The following is a 19,148-nucleotide window of genomic DNA, read 5'->3' on the forward strand; positions in this document are numbered from 1 at the left end:
CTGCCCGTGCCGGTTCCGCGATCAGGCGGCGAGTGGGAGGGGGTTGGCGAGCGGCGGGAGTTCGAAGTGGGCCTGGCCACTGCGGAATTCCGGCATCCGGCGCAGCTGGCGCAGCGCGTCGTAGGTCAGCGCGAAATCGCGGTCTTCGTCACCGGCGCCGCCGGGCAGGGCGGCGGAGCAGAACAGAACGACAAAGCGGTCGGCGAAGGCGATCCCGACATTGGCGGTGTGCAGGCCGCGGGCGGCGTCAAAGGACAGGCATGAAATCTCGATATCGGTGATCTGCATCGCTTTGCCTCGGAGATTCAGAGTTTGACTGTTATGATGGTGTCGCCATCCTCGTGCCTAAATCGAGCGAGAATATGGCAAGGTGCGGGGTTTCTCGGGGCAGTCCGATAACTGGTTGGCAGGATAGTCAAAATCCTTGTTCACGAGGTCTTGAACTGCTGTCGGGGCATCCCAAATTGGAGGGCAAGGCCCAATAGATGGCGTGCCGCGAAGCGGGCGCCGACACCACGGGCGCTTGAAAAAGGAGAGATTCATGGACTTGAACAAGTTCACTGAGCGTGCACGCGGTTTTGTGCAGGCAGCGCAGACGATCGCGATGCGCGAAGGGCACCAGCGGCTGGTGCCGGAACATCTGCTCAAAGCATTGATGGATGATGATCAGGGGCTGGCAAGCAATCTGATCGCCCGCGCCGGTGGGGAACCTGCCCGCGTGGTCGAATCTGTCGAAGCTGCGCTGAAGAAGATGCCGAAGGTCAGCGGTGACGCCGGCCAGGTCTATCTTGACGGCCAGACCGCCAAGGTGCTGGACGAGGCCGAGCAGATCGCCAAGAAGGCCGGCGACAGCTATGTGCCGGTCGAACGGGTGCTGATGGCGCTCTGCATGGTGAAATCCGCCGCCAAGGAGGCGCTGGACGCCGGCGGGGTGACCGCGCAGAAGCTGAACGAGGCGATCAACGATATTCGCAAGGGCCGCACCGCCGATACCGCCAATGCGGAAGAAGGCTATGAGGCGCTGAAGAAATATGCCCGCGACCTGACCGAGGCCGCCGAACAGGGCAAGATCGACCCGATCATCGGCCGGGACGAGGAAATCCGCCGCTCGATGCAGGTGCTGTCGCGCCGCACCAAGAACAACCCGGTGCTGATCGGGGAGCCGGGTGTCGGTAAGACCGCTATCGCCGAGGGGCTCGCGCTGCGCATCGTCAACGGTGACGTGCCGGAATCGCTGCGCAACAAGAAGCTGCTGGCGCTGGACATGGGGGCGCTGATCGCCGGGGCGAAGTACCGCGGTGAGTTCGAGGAACGGCTGAAAGCCATCCTGAGCGAAATCGAGGCTGCCGCCGGTCAGGTCATCCTGTTCATCGACGAGATGCACACGCTGGTCGGTGCCGGGAAAAGCGATGGCGCGATGGACGCGGCCAACCTGATCAAGCCTGCGCTTGCCCGGGGGGAGCTGCACTGTATCGGTGCCACCACGCTCGACGAATACCGCAAATATGTCGAAAAGGACGCGGCCCTTGCCCGCCGGTTCCAGCCGGTGATGGTCGAGGAACCGACGGTCGAGGACACCATTTCGATCCTGCGCGGCATCAAGGAGAAATACGAACTCCACCACGGGGTGCGGATTTCCGACTCGGCGCTGGTGGCGGCGGCGACGCTGTCGCATCGCTATATCACCGACCGGTTCCTGCCGGACAAGGCCATCGACCTGGTGGACGAGGCGGCCAGCCGTCTGCGGATGGAAGTCGACAGCAAGCCCGAAGAGCTGGACCAGATCGACCGGCATATCCTGCAGCTTCAGATCGAAGCCGAGGCGCTGAAGAAGGAAGACGATACCGCCTCGAAGGACCGGCTTGAACGGCTCGAGAAGGAGCTGTCGGACCTGCAGGAGCGTTCGGCCGGGCTGACCGCGCAATGGCAGGCGGAACGTGACAAGCTGGCCTCCTCGCGTGAGCTGAAGGAACAGCTTGACCGTGCCCGCGCCGATCTGGATATCGCCAAACGGAACGGTGATCTCGCCAAGGCGGGGGAACTCTCCTATGGGGTCATCCCGCAGCTTGAAAAGCAGCTGTCCGAGACCGATGGCGTCGAGGGTGACGGCAAGATGGTCGAAGAGGCCGTGCGGCCGGAACAGATCGCCGCTGTGGTCGAACGCTGGACCGGGATCCCGACCTCGAAGATGCTTGAGGGCGAGCGTGAAAAGCTCCTCAAGATGGAAGAGGAACTGCACAAGCGCGTCATCGGTCAGGATGCCGCCGTTCGGGCCGTCGCCAATGCGGTGCGCCGGGCGCGGGCCGGTCTGAACGACGAAAGCCGGCCGCTGGGCTCCTTCCTGTTCCTCGGGCCGACCGGCGTCGGTAAGACCGAGCTGACCAAGGCGGTGGCCGAATATCTCTTTGACGACGACACCGCGATGGTCCGCATCGACATGTCGGAGTTCATGGAGAAACACGCGGTCGCCCGTCTGATCGGCGCGCCTCCGGGCTATGTCGGTTATGACGAAGGCGGTGTGCTGACCGAAGCGGTGCGGCGCCGGCCCTATCAGGTCGTGCTGTTCGACGAGGTTGAAAAGGCCCATCCGGATGTTTTCAACGTGCTGTTGCAGGTGCTTGATGACGGGGTGCTGACCGATGGTCAGGGCCGCAAGGTCGACTTCAAGCAGACGCTGATCGTGTTGACCTCGAACCTCGGCTCGCAGGCGCTGAGCATGCTGCCCGAAGGGGCCAGCAGCGAAGAGGCCAAGGTCGATGTGATGGACGCGGTGCGGGCGCATTTCCGTCCCGAGTTCCTGAACCGTCTGGACGAGACGATCATCTTCGATCGGTTGAGCCGGGCGAATATGGACGGCATCGTCAGCATCCAGCTCTTGCGGCTGCAGAAACGCTTGGCGGCGCGGAAGATCTCGCTGCAGCTGGACGAGTCGGCGAAAACCTGGCTGGCGGACGAAGGCTATGATCCGGTGTTCGGCGCGCGGCCGCTGAAACGGGTGATCCAGAACGCCTTGCAGAACCCGCTGGCCGAGTTGCTGCTGTCGGGCGAGGTAATGGATGGCGACACCATCCCGGTCACCGCCGGCCCCGCCGGGCTGATCATCGGCGATCGGCTGAGCGGCGGCAGCGCCGCCAAGCCCGAGGACGTCGTGCTGCACTAAGGACCTGGATGGTCTGAACATTTCGGAAAGGCCCGTCAGAGATGGCGGGCCTTTTCTGTTCGAGGGGGCACAGCAGAGATTGACGCCTTTCCGGGGGCAGTCCCTGATCGCGAGCGGCTCAGCCGAGGCGTTGCAGCCCTTTGGCGGCGCGAATCTGGCCGACCTCGATGTCCCTGCGGTTCAGCAGCAGCGGCGACATCCGTTTGATCGCCGCCGGATGGCCGGGGTCGAGCACGCCAAGCGTCACCAGAAGCGTCGCAATCGCCGCCTCGCTGGCGCGGCTGGCGCCGTCGATGATTTTCAGGGCGACACCCAGCTTCTTTTCCGGGACAATGGCGACAAAGACGCCTTCGGCCCCGGTCTTGACCGCAACCCGGCCCTCCATCGCGCGCATCAGCTCGGTGCAGGCCCGGCCCTCGCCGGCGACCAGATCGGGGTGCGCCATCATCGCCGCGACCAGTTGCTGCGCCGCCTGGCTTTGGGTGTCGTTGCGGTCCTGGGCCGAGGCGAACCAGGCCATGGCGCGGGCCAGCCCCACAAGCGTGGTCTGGAAATTCGGGGCGGAACAGCCGTCAATCCCATAGCCGGGGCTGGTGGCGCCGGTCACCTCTTCGAAAGCCTCGCGCACGGCGCGCTGCACCGGGTGGTCGATCTCGACATACTCCGGGCCGGCGCGCAGATGCTGCGACAGGGTCAGGAACCCGCAATGCTTGCCGGAACAGTTGTTGTGATACTGGCAGGGCGCGTCATAGCCGCGAATCAGCGCATAGCGCGCCTCCTGGTCGTCGGGCATCTGCGGGCCGCAGCGGAAGTCATCGTCGCCCAGCTCCAGATCCCTGAGCCAGGCGCGGACCCGGCTGGTGTGGATCTCGGCCCCGTTGTGCGAGGCGCAGGCAAGCGCAAGCCGCTCGGAACTCAGCCCATAGGCCGCGGCGGCGCCAGAGGTCACCAGCGGCAGGGCCTGGATCATCTTGCAGGAACTGCGGGGATAGATCAGCGCCTCGGGATCGCCCCAGGCCTGCACGATCTGGCCGCTGTCATCGCAGATCACCGCATGCCCCAGGTGCAGGCTTTCGAGCAGATCGGCGCGCCAGATTTCTGCCATGGGAACTGGGTTGATCATGTGACGCTCCGCCAAAATGTAACTTTTTGCTTGGGAATACGGCGAATTTCTGCCAATCGCCCTTTCGCACGTGGCGCAAGTTACGTTACTGTGCCTAAGTCGGCAAGCAATGGCTGCGCGTGGGATAGACGGTTCAAAAGGCCGCGGGCGCGCCAGAGCAATTGAGGTAAAAGGACAGTCTGGAGGCTGGACAAATGGGATCGAAACACGCCCGTATCATCGCGGGTCTGTTCTTGGCCACAATGGCCACATTCGCTGGAACACTGCCCGCCGCCGCGCAGGATCAAAGCACCAATCGGGTCGCCGCCAAGACCGATTGGAGTGTTTTCGTCGAGAAAGACCCGAAAGAATGCTGGAGCGTTTCGGCGCCCAAGGAAACGGTCAACACGCGGGATGGCCGCGTGGTTGCGGCGCGGCGTGGTGATATTCTGCTGTTCGTGTTCTTCCGCCCCGCGGCGGGTGTGACGGGGCAGGTGACCTTCACCGGCGGCTATCCCTTTGCTCAGGGATCGACCGTGAACCTGACCGTTGGCGATGAGCAGTTCGAACTGTTCACCGAAGGCGAATGGGCCTGGCCGGCGAGCGAGGCGGATGATGCCAAGATCATCGCGGCGATGAAGCGCGGCGCCAATGCGGTGCTGACGGCGCGGTCGGGACGTGGCACGCAGACCAAGGATACCTTCTCGTTGCAGGGGTTCACCGCTGCGCTCGAGGATGCTCAGGGGCGCTGCAAGTAAGCCCTGCGGGCGGATCGGCGACATGGGGCGCTCGTGCAATTGCGCGGGCGAAATCTTTTTGATTCTGGCGTAAAACCCTATATAGGGGCGATCTGCCCGGAAAATCCGTTCCCGTAACCGCGAAAGCCGTGTCCATGTCCTCTGTTTCCCCATCCGCAAGCGCGCCGATCACCCAGGACGTGATGACCATCCCCCGCAAGCTGCCGGAGGCCGGTCTGACCAATCTGGTGGGGATGACCCGCGATCAGATGCGTGTCGCCCTGATCGAGGCCGGCACGCCGGAGAAGCAGGCGAAGATGCGGGTCGGCCAGATCTGGCAATGGATTTATCAATGGGGCGTGCGCGATTTCGCGCAGATGACCAATCTGGCCAAGCCCTACCGCGCCCTGCTGGCGGAAAATTTCACCATCGAGATCCCCGAGGTCGTCAGCCGCCAGGTCAGCCAGGACGGTACCCGCAAATATCTGGTGCGCATCGCCGGCGGGCACGAGGTCGAGGTGGTCTATATCCCGGAAGAGGATCGCGGCACCCTCTGCGTCTCGTCTCAGGTGGGCTGCACGCTGACCTGTTCCTTCTGCCATACCGGCACGCAAAAGCTGGTGCGCAACCTGACCGCCGGCGAGATCATCGGCCAGGTGATGATGGCGCGCGACGATCTGGGCGAATGGCCGGTGCCCGGCGCGCCCAAGGATGAAACGCGGCTGCTCTCCAATATCGTGCTGATGGGGATGGGCGAGCCGCTCTATAACTTCGACAACGTGCGCGACGCGATGAAGATCGCGATGGATCCGGAGGGCATTCAGCTGTCCCGCCGGCGCATCACCCTGTCGACATCCGGCGTCGTCCCCGAGATCGCCCGCACGGCAGAGGAAATCGGCTGTCAGCTTGCCATTTCCTTCCACGCCACGACCGACGAGACCCGCGACGTTCTGGTCCCGATCAACAAGCGCTGGAAGATCGACGAACTTTTGAACGCGCTGGCGACCTATCCCAAGGTGTCCAATTCGGAACGGATCACCTTCGAATACGTGATGCTGAACGGGGTGAACGATACTGACGAGGACGCGCATCGGCTGATCAAGCTGATCAAGGATCACGGGATTCCGGCCAAGATCAACCTGATCCCCTTCAACGAATGGCCGGGCGCGCCTTACAAGCGGTCATCGAACAATCGCATCCGGGCCTTTGCCGACATCATCTACAAGGCTGGCTATGCCAGCCCGATTCGCACGCCGCGGGGCGAGGACATCATGGCCGCCTGCGGTCAGCTCAAATCGGCGACCGAACGCGCCCGCAAGTCGCGAAAGCAGATCGAGGCTGAGGCCGGGATCGCCAAGTAGGCCCTGGTATTGCCGTGCCTTCGGGGACGATCCCGAAGGCTGCCCCCAAAATTCCCCATTCTCGGTGCAATTAAGCCGCCATCAACAATCAGTTTCCATACTGCAAACAGTAGCAAGCGTAGAGGAAACGATTATGGCACAGGTTATTTGCCGCATGACCCCGGTCGAGGCCCCGGTTCTGGAGCTTTTGATGCGGGAACGCGAAAAGGCTTTGAGCCCGCGGGAATGGAAATTCCGGCTGATGGGCTATGGCTATGCGATCACCGATGTGGCGGGGCGCCAGATGGTGACCAAGCTGCCGCAGAACACCGAGCTGGGCTTTCTGCCGACGCAGCTTCACTGAGGCCACGTCGGCCGATCCGGGGCAGAGGCTTGGGGCTCAGCTCCGCCCGGGGATTTCGCTGCGCGCCGGCGCCGGTTCCCAGCTCTCGATCAGTTCGGCGGCTTCGGCCGCAGTGTCGACAAAGCGGAAAAGGCTTAGATCCTGGGGCGAAATGGTGCCGGCGTCGGCCAGCGCCTCCCAGTTGATGACCTTTTCCCAGAAGGCGCGGCCGAACAGCAGGAAGGGCACGCGCTCCATCCGGCCGGTCTGGATCAGGGTCAGAGATTCGAACATCTCATCCAGGGTGCCGAAGCCGCCGGGGAAGATGCAGATCGCCCGCGCCCGCATCAGGAAGTGCATCTTGCGGATCGCGAAATAGTGGAAATTGAAGGTCAGCTCGGGCGTAACGTACTGATTGGGCGCCTGTTCGTGCGGCAACACGATGCCGAGCCCGACAGAGATGCCGCCGGCGTCGGCGGCACCGCGATTGCCGGCCTCCATCACGCCGGGGCCGCCGCCGGTGGTCACCACGAATTCGCGGTTCTTCGTGGCGATGGATTTCAGGGTCATCAGCCGGGCGAATTCGCGCGCCTCGTCATAGAACGCCGACAGCTCGGCCAGGGTCTTGGTCCGGGCGGTGTGCTTTTGCGCCGGTTCCGGAATCCGGGCGCCGCCGAACAGCACGATGGTGCTTTCGATCTGGCGTTCGGTCAGCAGCAGTTCGGGCTTCAGCAGTTCGAGCTGCAGCCGCACCGGGCGCAGTTCGTCGCGAAGCAGAAAGTCGTCATCGGCAAAGGCCAGGCGGTAGGACGGCGACCGGCTTTGCGCGGTATCGGGGATCTGCTGGGTGGTGGTCCGGTCGCTGTTGGCGTCGCGGAATACGCTGATGCGGTCTTCGCTCATAAACTTGTCCAATATGGAAAAACGCCCAAGGATTAGCCGTTTCGCGACCCGAACGCCAGTGGCGGCGCCGGGCGCACCGGGGGCGGCGCTGGTCTGTGGCGGCAATATCGTGCCGGACCTGCCGGGCTGGGCGATGCGAAATCCGGTTCACCCCGGCCCGCTCTGGCGGTAGAAGGCGGGGAACCAATTGTAACGGAGTTTCCCCATGACCGCCCCCAAACCCGTTGTGCTGTGTATTCTGGATGGCTGGGGTCTTTCTGACGAGGTCGAAAACAATGCGCCGGCCCAGGCCCGGACGCCCAATTTCGACGCGATCATGTCGAAGGGGCCGCATGCGACGCTGATCACCTATGGCCCCGATGTGGGCCTGCCGACCGGTCAGATGGGCAATTCGGAAGTGGGCCACACCAATATCGGCGCCGGCCGGGTGGTGGCGATGGACCTGGGGCAGATCGACCTGTCGATCGAGGATGGCTCGTTCTTCGAGAACGACGCGCTTCTGGCCTTCATCGCCAAGCTGAAGGCCACCGGGGGCACCGCGCATCTGATGGGGCTGGTGTCGGATGGTGGGGTGCACGGGCACCTGAACCATATCGCCGCCGCCGCTCGCACCATTGCCGCCAATGGCGTGCCGGTGGCGCTGCATGCGGTGACCGATGGCCGCGACGTGGCGCCGAAATCGGCCTTTGAGTACATGCGTGAGCTTGAGGAGCATCTGCCCGAGGGGGCCCGTATCGTCACGGTGATCGGGCGGTATTATGCGATGGACCGCGATAATCGCTGGGGCCGGGTCTCCGAGGCCTATAACGCCATGGTCAAGGGCGAGGGGCGGCATGCCGCCTCGGCCCATACGGCGATTGACCAGGCCTATGAACATGGCGAGACCGATGAATTCATCGGCGCCACGGTGGTGGGCGATTACCAGGGGGCCAAGGATGGCGACGGCTTCTTCTGCCTGAACTTCCGCGCCGACCGCGCCCGCGAGATCCTGCGCGCCATCGGCGAGCCGGGCTTTGCCGAATTCGACACCGGCGTGCGGCCGAAGTGGGCGGCGCTGCTGGGCATGGTCGAATATTCGCTGCAGCATAATGCCTATTTCGATACGGTTTTCCCCAAGCGCGACATCGTCAACACGCTGGGTTCTTGGGTGGCGCAGCAGGGGTTGCGCCAGTTCCGCCTGGCCGAGACCGAGAAATATCCGCATGTCACCTTCTTCCTGAACGGTGGCACCGAGGCACCCGAAGAGGGCGAGGATCGCTTCATGCCGAAATCGCCCGATGTGGCGACCTATGATCTCAAGCCCGAGATGTCTTCGGTCGAGGTGACCGACAAGCTGGTCGAGGCGATCGGGGAGGGCTATGATCTGATCGTGGTGAACTATGCCAACCCGGATATGGTCGGTCACACCGGCGATCTGCAGGCGGCGATCAAGGCCTGCGAGGCGGTCGACACCGGCCTGGGGCGGGCGATTGCGGCATTGGAAAAGGCCGGCGGCGCGATGATCGTGACGGCCGACCACGGCAATTGCGAACAGATGTGGGATCCCGAGACCAAGGGGCCGCATACCGCCCATACGCTGAACCTGGTGCCGGTGGCCCTGGTCGGTGGGCCGGTGGGGGCCAAGCTGCATAACGGCCGGCTGGCGGATCTGGCGCCCACCCTGCTTGAGCTGATGGGCCTGCCGCAACCCGCAGAGATGACTGGGAAAAGCCTGCTGGAATGAGATTGCTCCGCCGCCTCAGCGCCACTGCCTTCGCCGCTGCCCTCTGGGCCGGCGTGGCCGTGGCCGGGGGGGCGGAGGATCCGGCCGCCGCGGCGCGCGCGGCCTCGGAGCAGTTGCAGAAGGCGGCGCTGGCGCTGCAAGGGGCGGTTGACGCCCGCGACCGGGTCAAGGCGCTGACCGATACGGTGCGCGCCTATGAGGCGGGGCTTGAGGCGATGCGCGACGGGCTGCGCCGCGCCGCCATCCGCGAGGCGCAGCTGAGCCGGCGACTGCAGGCGCGCGAGGGCGATATCGCCCAGCTCATGGGCGTGCTGCTGACCATCGAAACATCGCCGCCGCCGGTGCTGATGCTGCATCCGCAGGGCCCCGTGGGCAGCGCCCGCTCGGCCATGATCCTGGCCGAGGTAACGCCCGAGCTAAACACCCAGGCGCAGATCCTGCGCCAGGATCTGGAAGAGGTGCAGACCCTGCGCGTGCTGCAGCAAAGCGCCGCTAAGACCCTGGAGCAGGGGTTGTCCGGGGTGCAGCAGGCCCGGGCCGAGCTGAGCCAGGCGATCGCCGATCGCACCGATCTGCCGCGCCGCTTCACCGCCGATCCGATCCGCACCGCGATCCTGATCTCCTCGACCGAAACGCTCGACGGTTTCGCCAGCGGGCTGTCAGAGATGTCGGACAAGCCGATTGCCGAAAGCGACAGCGATATCTCGGATCAGAAGGGCGATCTGCCGATGCCGGTGCTGGGGGTGATCCTGCATAAGGCCGGAACTCCCGACGCCGCCGGCATCAAGCGGCCGGGCATCGTGGTCGGCACCCGCCCGCGCGCGCTGGTGACCAGCCCGGCGGCGGCGACGATTCGCTATCGCGGCCCCTTGCTCGACCTCGGCAATGTGGTGATTCTGGAGCCTCAGCCCGATATGCTGATCATCCTTTCCGGCCTGGCCGAGGTCTATGGCGAGGCGGGGCAGGTGATCCCGGCGGGAACCCCTGTCGGGCTGATGGGCGGCGCGGTCCCCGAAATCGGGGGGATTTTGTCACTAAGCGGTGATGGCTCTGGCGCTGAGCGTTCGGAAACGCTCTATATAGAGGTCAGAGAGGGCGGTAGCCCGGTGGATCCTGAAACATGGTTCCGGACCGACAAGGATGGATGACTGCATATGAGAAAGTTCGTGATGGCCGCGCTGGGCGGCACGGTGGCCGGCATCGTCGCGACCACGCAGGTGGCCGGGCCGCTGCTGGCCGAGGAAAGCGCGCGCAGCTCGAACGTCTACGAACAGCTCGATCTGTTCGGTGACATTTTCGAACGCATCCGCTCGCAATATGTCGAGCCGGTGGATGATACCAAGCTGATCGAGGCGGCGATCAACGGCATGCTGACCTCGCTCGATCCGCATTCGAGCTATCTATCGCCAGATGATGCCGCCGCGATGCGGGTGCAGACCCGCGGCGAATTCGGCGGTTTGGGCATCGAGGTCACCCAGCAAGACGGCTACGTCAAGGTGGTCTCGCCGATGGATGGCACCCCGGCGGCCCAGGCCGGCATCGAGGCTGGCGATTTCATCACCCATGTGAACGGTGAAAGCGTGCTGGGGCTGACGCTGGACCAGGCGGTCGAGATGATGCGCGGGCCGGTCGGCTCGGAAATCGTCATCACCGTGGTCCGCGAGGGCGAGGAAGAACCCTTCGATGTCACCATCACCCGCGATACCATCAAGCTGACCGCCGTGCGCGCCCGGACCGAGGGCAGTTCGGTGGTTCTGCGCGTGACCACCTTCAACGATCAGACCACGCCGAACCTGGAATCCGGGCTGGCCGAGCAGATCAAGGCCGCCGGTGGCATCGACAAGATCAACGGCATCGTGCTCGACCTGCGCAACAACCCCGGCGGGCTGTTGAACCAGGCGATCAAGGTGTCGGATTCCTTCCTCGACAGCGGTGAGATCGTCTCGACCCGCGGTCGCAACCCTGCGGATGGCGAACGGTTCAATGCCACGCCCGGCGATCTGGCCGAGGGCAAGCCGATCGTGGTGCTGATCAACGGCGGCTCTGCCTCGGCTTCGGAAATCGTCGCCGGCGCGCTGCAGGATCATCACCGCGCCATCGTGGTGGGCACCAAGAGCTTCGGCAAGGGGTCGGTGCAGACCGTGATGCCGCTGAGGGGCGACGGGGCCATGCGGCTGACCACGGCGCGCTATTACACCCCCTCGGGGCGGTCGATTCAGGCCCTGGGCGTGTCGCCCGATATCGTGGTCGAACAGCCCCGCCGCGCCGCCGAACCCGCGACCGAGGATCCGACCCGGCCCCGCGCCCGGTCCGAGGCCGATCTGCGTGGCCGGCTGACCAACGACAGCCTGACCGAGGATGAGATCCGCCAGATCGAAGCCGATCGCGCCAAGGCCGAGGCCGCCGCACGGCTGCGCGACGAGGATTACCAGCTCGCCTATGCGATCGACATCCTCAAGGGGCTGTCGGTGATCTCGACCGAAAACACGGGTCAGTGATCTGCGGGCGGCGCGACTGATCCGCGCGGCGCTGGTTTCGTCCTGCGCCGCCTGTCTCTTCGCCACCGCAGCGGTGGCGGAGGTGATCGCCGTGCCGGGCCCCGCGGGCCCGTTGCGCGGGGAGGCGTTGCTGCCCGACAATCCGCGGGCCGCGGTGGTGATCATCCCGGGATCGGGACCGGTTGATCGCGATGGCAACAGCCCGCAGGGGGTGCGCTCCGACAGTTACCGGCTGCTGGCCGAGGCGCTGGGGGCGCAGGGCATCAGCACCGTGCGCATTGACAAGCGTGGCATGTTTGACAGCGCCGCCGCGCTGCCGGATGCCGACTCGGCGACCATCGCCGGCTATGCCGAGGATGCCGGCAAATGGGCCGGGGCCCTGGCCGCACGCAGCGGCCAGTCCTGTTCCTGGCTTGCCGGCCACAGCGAAGGCGGGCTGGTGGCCCTGGTGGCCGCCGCCGCGGATGATGCGGCCGAGGCGGTGACCCCGGTCTGCGGGCTGATCCTATTGGCGACACCGGGGCGGCCGATCGGCGTCCTGATGCGCGAACAGATACGCGCCAACCCCGCCAATGCGCCCTTCGAGGTCGAGCTGGACAGCGCCATCGGCGTGCTGGAGCAGGGGGCGATGATCGACCCCGAAACGCTCAGCCCGCCGCTCAGGCCGCTGTTCCGGGCCGGGCTGCAAAGCTACATGATCCAGCTTTTCGCCTATGATCCGGCCAAGCTGGCCCAGAGGGTGCAATTGCCGGTGCTGATCGTGCAGGGCGGGCGCGACCTGCAGGTGGGCGCGGTCGATGCCGATGCGCTGGCGCAGGCGATGCCGCAGGCCAACCGGCTCGATCTGCCGCAGATGACGCACATGCTGAAGACCGATCAGCCGGACCAGCCGTTCGCCACCTATACCGATCCCAGCCTGCCGCTGGTGCCAGAGGTGGCGGCGGCGATCAGCGATTTCATCGCCATTCCGCGGGACTGATCACATCGTTTCAAGACAATGGCGGCGGAAGGCGCGTTTGAGCATATCAAGCTCGGCGCGCAGCAGCTCCACCTCGGCGCGCAGATCGTCGGTGGCGATCTCGCCGGCGATCAGGGTGAAGTCGCCCAGTTTCACGTCGGTGGCGCCGTCACGGATCAGCACGGTATGGACGCCATCGGCCACCGCCTCCTCGGGGACCGGCACGATCAGATCCCAGCTTCCGGGCGCCTCGCTCTCACGCAGCTCGATCCCGTCGACCGGGCGGTCCAGATAGGTGACCCGCACGTCGGGGCGGGCACCGCTGGCCTTGGCGCCGGTCAGCCGGCCTTCCCAGCGGCGGTTGCGCATGCTGATCTTGGTCAGGGTCAGATCGCTCATCGCTCGCGCTCCTAAATCGCGGCCCGGCGGCGCCGGGAGAATGTCAGATCGCGGATCACCACTTGGTTCATCTCGGGGGCCTCGAAGATCAGGTCGAGCCAGATTTTTTCGATCCGTTTTTCGTTCAGCCGGGAATAGGCAAGGTCGAATTCCACCTTCACCTCCTCCTCGTTCAGCGGCAATTCCCGCACGATCTGTTCGGTATTGGGCCCGTGCTTGATGTTCAGCCGGGCGAAGATCTCCAGCGGTTTCTCGGCTTCGATGATGGCGCCGACCCGCAGGATGTGATCGCGCGTCAGCCCGAGGGTGGCCTCGGTCGGCAGGTCCATCACCAGCGACAGGAAGGACCCGTCGAAGCTGAACACATCGAGCCGGAGCCCATAGGCCGCGAGATCCGCCTCCCGCGTGTTGCGCAATTGGCGCAGGGTCAGTTCGGAATAGCTGCAATCGTGAAACAGCGTCACCTCGCTGCCCAGCATCGACTGGCTTTTGACCGAACTCAGCCCCGGCACCGGCAGCGGGCCGCGCCAGAGTTCGGGCCGCCAGGCCCAGTCGGTGCCATGCGGGCGGGGGAAATAGGAGGTGCCGATATGTGGCAGCGCCAGCCGGCCGTCGGCAACATGGATCAGCCGGTCCAGATGCGTGCGCAATTCGCGCGCGCGGTTGCGCTCAAGCCGGAGCTGGGGCAGCGGCATATCCTGAGCGTCGCGCGCGGCATGTCGCCAGCGGCGCAGGAGGCGCGCAAAACCCATCCGATCCAGCAGTCTGCCCATGTCCGGTTCCCTTGCCCGGTATATGTCGGGCCTACTCGTCATTGGTGCTAGTTTATCGAAAGGCACGGATCGAAATAAACCGGCAATTGTCTCTGACACCGAAATAATTTTTAGCCCGGAGGTTGCTTCCGGCGCTTGGCCGCGGCCGGGGCGGCGGTCTTCTCGACCGGCGCGCGGCTCCTTGGTCGCAGCGGCGCGGGGCGGGGTTTCGTCGGCGAGGCTGGCGCCGCGGCTGAGGGGCTGGCAGCGCGGGTGCGGTTGGCGACGGAGGCCAGAAGATCGGCGGCTTCATGTCCCAGCGGCGGGGCGGTGCTGGGAACATAGATCGCCAGCGCCACCAGTTGGCCGTTCAGCGCAAAGGCACCGCGCCAATGTTCTCCGGCCAGTGCCGAGGCGGCGCCGGGATCCTCGGCCAACCGGACAAGCGACAGGTTCCCATCGCGCCGGGTCTCGATCACCTTGGAGGGGGCGACCGACTGGCGCAGATCGGCCAGCGTCGGCGGGGTGTCGTCCGCGCCCATCGGCGCCGTGGTCACGGTGATCAGCGCCAGCCTGCGGTTCGAGAAGAGCCCATGCACCCCGAGCGTGTCACAGCGCGCCATCAGGGCAAAGCCGCCGCGGGGGGTGTTCCTGAGCGATTTGCGATCAATGCAATAGCCCGGCGGTGCGGTCGCCTGAACCTTGCCTTGCGGCCCCTGTGCGAGGGTGGCGCTGGACAGCTCGGTCGAGCCGCCGGTCGGGGGCAGCCCATCGGTGCAGCCGACCAGGACCCCCAGCACCAGGGCCGTCAGCGTGGCCTTGTACCGCGTCCGGCTCATGTACCCTGGTCACCGCGGCGGCGCCCGCAGGCGAGAGGATCGGACCGCGGGGGGAACCGGCGGCCGGAGGCGATCGACCTGTCGAACGGGCGGTGGCGCATTGCATTCCTTTCAGGAAAGGGACGCAATGGGGATAGCCTCGCCATCCGCGTGGGACAAGTCCGAACCGAACCGCCCGGTTTCCGCGGAGCCTTGTCATCTTGGGCGCCAATGCGTACCGTCACACGACGCGCGGTGCCCGGGGCTGCCCGCAGCGTGAGCGACGTACTGGTGCCCCTGGGGCACATCGGGCACAAGGGCCGGGTGATGGAACCCAACCTGTTTTCATTTATCTGGAAGTACTCCAAACGCCAGCAGCTTTGGCTTCTGGTGCTGACGCTGGTGTCGTTTCCCTTCCTCTATCTCTCGCTGGAGATCCCGAAGAAGATCATCAACGACGCCATTGGTGCGCAAGCCGAGCAAATTGATCTCTACGGCTTTTCGTTCAGCCAGGTGGAATATCTGCTGCTGCTGTGTTTCGCCTTCTTCGCTGCGGTGCTGGTCGGCGGGTTGATGAAGATGCACATCAACACTCTGAAGGGCGTTCTGGCCGAACGGATGCTGCGACGGCTGCGGTATCAGTTGATCAGCCGGATGCTGCGTTTTCCCAAGCCCTATTTCCGCACCACCAGCCAGGGCGAGCTGGTGTCGATGATCACCTCGGAGGCTGAGCCGATGGGGGGGCTGATGGGGGACGCCATGGCCCAACCCGTGTTCCAGTTCGGTCAGATGATGACGATCATCTTCTTCCTGTTCATGCAGAGCTTCTGGTTCGGCATTGCCTCGGTCGCGCTGATCCCCCTGCAGGCCTGGCTGATCCCGATGCTGCAGCGGCAGATCAACCTGATGAACAAGGAACGCATCGTGCAGGTGCGCAAGCTGTCGACCGAGATCGGCGAAACCGCCGCCGGCATCACCGACCTGCGTGTCAACGGTGGCTGGCGCTATCGGCTGGCGCTGTTCACCGAACGGTTGGGCAAGCTGTTCGAGATCCGGTTCCGGATCTATCAGAAAAAGTACTTCATGAAGTTCCTCAACAACATGATCGGCCATCTGACGCCCTTCATGTATTATTCCGCCGGCGGTTATCTGGCGATCCAGGGGCAGATCACCGTGGGGGCGCTGGTGGCGGCCCTGTCGGCCTACAAGGATCTGTCCAGCCCGTGGAAGGAACTGCTGGACTACTACAATTCGGTGCAGGACATGTCGCTGCGCTGGGAGGTGGTGACCGAACGCTTCGCGCCGAAGAACATGATCCCGGAGGATCTGTTCGAGGGCGAGCCCTCCTCGATCCCGCATCTCTACGGCACTATCGAACTGCGCGATGTCACGGTTCGAGACCCGGACGGCAATATCGTGCTGGAGAATATCAGCCTGACCATCCCGCCGAAATCGCGGGTGGCGATTCAATGTGCCAAGCCGACCGAGCGGACCGCCCTGGCCGAGCTCTTGCTGCGCGAGACCCTGCCGTCGAGCGGGGAGGTCGTCATCGCCGGTCACCCGCTCAATACGCTGCATCAGGCGGTGATCGCGGCGCGGATCGGCTATGCCAATTCACATCCCTATCTGTTCGACGGCACCCTGGGCGACAATCTGCTGATGCCGCTCAGGACGCGGCCGCATCTGCCGCCACATGCCGGCCTGTCCCGCGCGATGGTCGAGGCGGGGCGGGCTGGCAACAGCACTGATCCGCTGGATGCCGATTGGGTCGATCCCGAGATCGCCGGGCTGTCCGACGGGGCCGAGGTGCGCGACTGGTGGTTCAAGCTGGTCGAGGCGATGGGGGTCGACGAATCGATGTTCCGCCGCACGCTGCGATCCAGTTTCGATCCGATGCAGCACCCGACGCTTGCCCATGAGATCGTGGCGCTGCGCCCCGAGATCGCGGCGCGGCTGCGGGAAAAGGGGCTGGACGAGGCAGTGTTCCGATTTGACCCCGATCAGTTCAATCCGGCGATGCCGCTGGCCGGCAACCTGCTGTTTGCCGCGCCGGTCCATGACGTCACCCCCGAGGCGCTGGCCCATGACGCCCGCTTCCTGCAGATGCTGGATGACGAGGGGCTGACCGAAGCGGCCATCGCGATCTCGATCGGGGTGATCGACACGCTGAACCGGACCTTCGGGCGCGATGGCACCCATCACCCGCTGTTCCGCCGTCTGGGCCTGGACGAAGAGCTTTATCACCGGGTGTCGGACATCGCGGCGCGGCGCAATTCGCGGCGGGGCAAGCGGCTGTCGCAGCAGGATCGCGCCATGCTGCTGATCGTGCCCTTCATGCTGACAGCGGAACAGATCGGCCCGGATTTCCCCGAGGAGTACAAGGAAAAGCTGTTGGCGATCCGCCGGGCCCGAGGCGCGGAACTGCGTGAGAAGCTTAGCGACCGCTTCACTCCGGTGGCTCCGGATCGTTATCTGCCGCGGCTCACGGTGACCGAGAACGCGATCTATGGCCGGATGTCGCTGATGGCCGGTGCCCGCCGCGACGAGATCGAGGATGTTGTCGCCGAGGTCCTGAGCGAACATAATCTGCGCCACAAGATCTCTGCCATCATCTATGATCTTCAGGCCGGTCTGGGCGGCACCAATCTGGCGCCGGTGTTTCAGGAGCGTACCGCCTTCACCCGCGCCGGCATCAAGCGGCCCGATATCCTGATCATGGATAATGTCCTGGCCAGCCACAATTCCGCCAGCCGGTTGCGCACCCGCCAGCATCTGCGCGAATTGCTGCCCGGTTCGACCATACTGTTCATGGAGACGAGGTTCGAAAACCCCTCGGCCTATGATCTGTTCGTCGAGATTCGCAACGGTCGGATCGACGGTGCTGCCCGGGCGGTCGTCGCGGCGGGAGAGGGGGCCGGCGACGATCTGAGCCGCAAGATGGCCATCCTGTCGACCAATGATCTGCTGGCGCGGCTCAACCTGCGCAACCGGCGTCTGCTGGCCTTTTCCGCGCAATGGTACGACGCCGCCGCCGGGCAGGTGGTGTTTTCCCACAATCAGAAGGCGGATGCGGTCTATCTCTGCTTGGAAGGGCTGGCCGAACTGCGTTGGCCCGGCGCCGATCGCGACCGGGTGGCGCCGGTTTCCTCGGTGCGGCCGGGGCGGTTGATCGGCGATCTCGCCGTGATCACCCAGGACAAGCGGTTTCTCGATCTGGTGGCGGTGGAGCCGACCAAGTTCCTGCGCATCGGGGCCGAGGAATTCCGCGCGGTGATCGAAAACGACGCCTCGGTGGCCTTGGCGCTGCTCGAGGCGGTGGCGGCGCATCTGACCGGGGCCACCGAATTGTTGCAACGGGCCAAGCTCAACCTGGCCGACTATGCCGGCCCGCCGGCTGGGCCATTGTCGCCGGCGAAGATGAACGAGTATTTCGATGACTGAACGATTCTCGCCGCCGGCCTATGCCGCGCATGACCGGCTGGTCGCCCCGGTCCGCCCCCGGTCCGAACTCTGGCGGCTGTTGCTGGGCGTGGTGCTGATCACCATGATCATCTTCGGGCTGAACACGGTTCTGCACAGCCTGGTGCGCGCGCTGGCCCCGGCGGCCTGGTATGCCGATCTGTTCTCGGGCCACCGGCCCGGGCCGACCCTGCTGTTGCTGGCGAGCTTCGGCTTCATGACACTGGCGACGATGGCAACCGTCAGCCTGTTGCAGCAACGCCCGCCGCTCGCCGTGCTGGGGCCGCTCGGCCTGGTCGTGCGGCAGTTCTGGCAGGTGCTGCGGCTGTTGCTGATCCTGGGATTGGCGATGCTGCTGCTGCCACCCTATGACGTCGGCGCGCCGCTGATTCCCAATCTGTCCCTTGGCCATTGGCTGCTGCTGCTGCCCCTGTCGCTGTTGGCCATCCTGATCCAGACCAGCGCCGAAGAGGTTTTGTTCCGCGGCTATCTGCAGCAGAGCCTGGCGGCACGGTTCTCTAGCCCGCTGATCTGGATGGTGATCCCCTCGGCGCTTTTCGCCCTGGGTCACTACACACCGACCGAAGCCGGGGCGAATGCCGGGCTGATCGTGCTTTGGGCGGCGGTGTTTGGTCTGCTGATGGCGGATCTGACGGCGCGGGCGGGCTCTCTCGGTCCGGCGATCGCGGTGCATTTCTTCAACAACATCACCGCGCTGCTGTTTACCGCCTCGCCCGAGGCGCTGAACGGGCTGGCGCTTTACCTGCTGCCCTTCTCGATGAGCGGCACCGATCTGGCCCGCGGTTGGCTGGCGGTGGACTTCGCGATGCTCTTTATCTCATGGCTGGTGGCGCGGCTCGCGATCAGGCGTTGATTGCATTTGCCGCTCGGCGGGCTTATCTCAGGCCGCGAAACCGCATTTGCGGTTGCTGATGCGCATACTTCCCTGCGAGAGA

At 64.9% G+C, this 19,148-nt stretch carries 16 protein-coding genes; 10 read left to right on the forward strand and 6 right to left on the reverse strand.

Annotation, left to right across the window (positions count from 1 at the left end; translation table 11 throughout):
* Positions 1-21: 21 nt before the first annotated feature.
* Entirely contained in the window at positions 22-288 is a 267-nt protein-coding gene (locus tag ACN0V4_RS06280; protein WP_417674129.1) for a hypothetical protein, read from the reverse strand.
* Between the two features lie 253 nt (positions 289-541).
* Between ACN0V4_RS06280 and clpB the strand changes: the two genes are divergently transcribed.
* Positions 542-3,160 (forward strand): ATP-dependent chaperone ClpB, encoded by a 2,619-nt coding sequence (clpB, locus tag ACN0V4_RS06285; RefSeq protein WP_417674131.1) that lies wholly within the window; start codon positions 542-544, stop codon positions 3,158-3,160.
* A gap of 118 nt (positions 3,161-3,278) precedes the next feature.
* On the opposite strand, the gene ACN0V4_RS06290 is transcribed toward clpB, so the two are convergent.
* A complete protein-coding gene (locus ACN0V4_RS06290; protein WP_417674133.1) occupies positions 3,279-4,283 on the reverse strand; it encodes an asparaginase in 1,005 nt (334 codons plus the stop codon).
* Between the two features lie 194 nt (positions 4,284-4,477).
* Between ACN0V4_RS06290 and ACN0V4_RS06295 the strand changes: the two genes are divergently transcribed.
* The 3 genes from ACN0V4_RS06295 (at position 4,478) to ACN0V4_RS06305 (ending at position 6,703) form a co-directional block, all read left to right on the forward strand.
* Entirely contained in the window at positions 4,478-5,020 is a 543-nt protein-coding gene (locus tag ACN0V4_RS06295) for an invasion associated locus B family protein (RefSeq protein WP_417674135.1), read from the forward strand.
* A gap of 134 nt (positions 5,021-5,154) precedes the next feature.
* Positions 5,155-6,360: a 23S rRNA (adenine(2503)-C(2))-methyltransferase RlmN gene (gene rlmN / locus ACN0V4_RS06300; RefSeq protein ID WP_417674137.1), complete on the forward strand. Its 1,206-nt coding sequence runs from the start codon at positions 5,155-5,157 to the stop codon at positions 6,358-6,360.
* A gap of 133 nt (positions 6,361-6,493) precedes the next feature.
* Positions 6,494-6,703: a hypothetical protein gene (locus tag ACN0V4_RS06305; protein WP_417674139.1), complete on the forward strand. Its 210-nt coding sequence runs from the start codon at positions 6,494-6,496 to the stop codon at positions 6,701-6,703.
* 36 nt (positions 6,704-6,739) lie between these two features.
* Here ACN0V4_RS06305 and ACN0V4_RS06310 read toward each other — a convergent pair whose 3' ends face one another.
* A complete protein-coding gene (locus ACN0V4_RS06310) occupies positions 6,740-7,585 on the reverse strand; it encodes an LOG family protein (protein WP_417674141.1) in 846 nt (281 codons plus the stop codon).
* Positions 7,586-7,790: 205 nt separating this feature from the next.
* On the opposite strand from ACN0V4_RS06310, the gene gpmI reads away from it, so the two are divergent.
* From gpmI to ACN0V4_RS06330, 4 genes are all read left to right on the forward strand, one after another.
* A complete protein-coding gene (gpmI, locus tag ACN0V4_RS06315) occupies positions 7,791-9,308 on the forward strand; it encodes a 2,3-bisphosphoglycerate-independent phosphoglycerate mutase (protein WP_417674143.1) in 1,518 nt (505 codons plus the stop codon).
* A complete protein-coding gene (locus tag ACN0V4_RS06320) occupies positions 9,305-10,456 on the forward strand; it encodes a murein hydrolase activator EnvC family protein (protein ID WP_417674145.1) in 1,152 nt (383 codons plus the stop codon). The genes gpmI and ACN0V4_RS06320 overlap by 4 nt, the downstream gene beginning before the upstream one ends.
* Before the next feature lie 6 nt (positions 10,457-10,462).
* Positions 10,463-11,806 carry a S41 family peptidase gene (locus tag ACN0V4_RS06325; protein ID WP_417674147.1) on the forward strand — a complete coding sequence of 448 codons (1,344 nt, stop codon included), beginning with the start codon at positions 10,463-10,465 and terminating at the stop codon, positions 11,804-11,806.
* A 91-nt stretch (positions 11,807-11,897) separates the two neighbouring features.
* Positions 11,898-12,785, forward strand: a complete 888-nt coding sequence (locus ACN0V4_RS06330; protein WP_417674149.1) for an alpha/beta hydrolase — start codon at positions 11,898-11,900, stop codon at positions 12,783-12,785.
* On the opposite strand, the gene ACN0V4_RS06335 is transcribed toward ACN0V4_RS06330, so the two are convergent.
* The 3 genes from ACN0V4_RS06335 to ACN0V4_RS06345 form a co-directional block, all read right to left on the reverse strand.
* Positions 12,786-13,163 (reverse strand): hypothetical protein, encoded by a 378-nt coding sequence (locus tag ACN0V4_RS06335; RefSeq protein WP_417674151.1) that lies wholly within the window; start codon positions 13,161-13,163, stop codon positions 12,786-12,788.
* 11 nt (positions 13,164-13,174) lie between these two features.
* The gene (locus ACN0V4_RS06340; protein WP_417674153.1) at positions 13,175-13,936 is read right to left on the reverse strand and encodes a DUF6478 family protein; all 762 of its coding nucleotides are present in this window, start codon (positions 13,934-13,936) and stop codon (positions 13,175-13,177) included.
* Positions 13,937-14,046: 110 nt separating this feature from the next.
* Positions 14,047-14,754, reverse strand: a complete 708-nt coding sequence (locus ACN0V4_RS06345; RefSeq protein ID WP_417674155.1) for a hypothetical protein — start codon at positions 14,752-14,754, stop codon at positions 14,047-14,049.
* Positions 14,755-15,060: 306 nt separating this feature from the next.
* Between ACN0V4_RS06345 and ACN0V4_RS06350 the strand changes: the two genes are divergently transcribed.
* Both ACN0V4_RS06350 and ACN0V4_RS06355 read left to right on the forward strand, forming a co-directional pair.
* Positions 15,061-18,174 (forward strand): ABC transporter transmembrane domain-containing protein, encoded by a 3,114-nt coding sequence (locus ACN0V4_RS06350; RefSeq protein ID WP_417674834.1) that lies wholly within the window; start codon positions 15,061-15,063, stop codon positions 18,172-18,174.
* Positions 18,167-19,066, forward strand: coding sequence for a CPBP family intramembrane glutamic endopeptidase (locus ACN0V4_RS06355; RefSeq protein ID WP_417674157.1), 900 nt, complete (start codon positions 18,167-18,169; stop codon positions 19,064-19,066). Before ACN0V4_RS06350 ends, ACN0V4_RS06355 begins: the two co-directional genes overlap by 8 nt.
* Positions 19,067-19,148 lie beyond the last annotated feature (82 nt).

The sequence above is a fragment of the Pseudodonghicola sp. genome, assembly GCF_048268305.1.
Taxonomy (GTDB): Bacteria; Pseudomonadota; Alphaproteobacteria; order Rhodobacterales; family Rhodobacteraceae; genus Pseudodonghicola.

Coding starts and splice junctions, on each gene's coding strand:
- ACN0V4_RS06280 (WP_417674129.1), bottom strand. CDS start 288: ATGCAGATCACCGATATCGAGATTTCATGCCTGTCCTTTGACGCCGCC.
- clpB (WP_417674131.1), top strand. CDS start 542: ATGGACTTGAACAAGTTCACTGAGCGTGCACGCGGTTTTGTGCAGGCA.
- ACN0V4_RS06290 (WP_417674133.1), bottom strand. CDS start 4,283: ATGATCAACCCAGTTCCCATGGCAGAAATCTGGCGCGCCGATCTGCTC.
- ACN0V4_RS06295 (WP_417674135.1), top strand. CDS start 4,478: ATGGGATCGAAACACGCCCGTATCATCGCGGGTCTGTTCTTGGCCACA.
- rlmN (WP_417674137.1), top strand. CDS start 5,155: ATGTCCTCTGTTTCCCCATCCGCAAGCGCGCCGATCACCCAGGACGTG.
- ACN0V4_RS06305 (WP_417674139.1), top strand. CDS start 6,494: ATGGCACAGGTTATTTGCCGCATGACCCCGGTCGAGGCCCCGGTTCTG.
- ACN0V4_RS06310 (WP_417674141.1), bottom strand. CDS start 7,585: ATGAGCGAAGACCGCATCAGCGTATTCCGCGACGCCAACAGCGACCGG.
- gpmI (WP_417674143.1), top strand. CDS start 7,791: ATGACCGCCCCCAAACCCGTTGTGCTGTGTATTCTGGATGGCTGGGGT.
- ACN0V4_RS06320 (WP_417674145.1), top strand. CDS start 9,305: ATGAGATTGCTCCGCCGCCTCAGCGCCACTGCCTTCGCCGCTGCCCTC.
- ACN0V4_RS06325 (WP_417674147.1), top strand. CDS start 10,463: ATGAGAAAGTTCGTGATGGCCGCGCTGGGCGGCACGGTGGCCGGCATC.
- ACN0V4_RS06335 (WP_417674151.1), bottom strand. CDS start 13,163: ATGAGCGATCTGACCCTGACCAAGATCAGCATGCGCAACCGCCGCTGG.
- ACN0V4_RS06340 (WP_417674153.1), bottom strand. CDS start 13,936: ATGGGCAGACTGCTGGATCGGATGGGTTTTGCGCGCCTCCTGCGCCGC.
- ACN0V4_RS06345 (WP_417674155.1), bottom strand. CDS start 14,754: ATGAGCCGGACGCGGTACAAGGCCACGCTGACGGCCCTGGTGCTGGGG.
- ACN0V4_RS06350 (WP_417674834.1), top strand. CDS start 15,061: ATGGAACCCAACCTGTTTTCATTTATCTGGAAGTACTCCAAACGCCAG.
- ACN0V4_RS06355 (WP_417674157.1), top strand. CDS start 18,167: ATGACTGAACGATTCTCGCCGCCGGCCTATGCCGCGCATGACCGGCTG.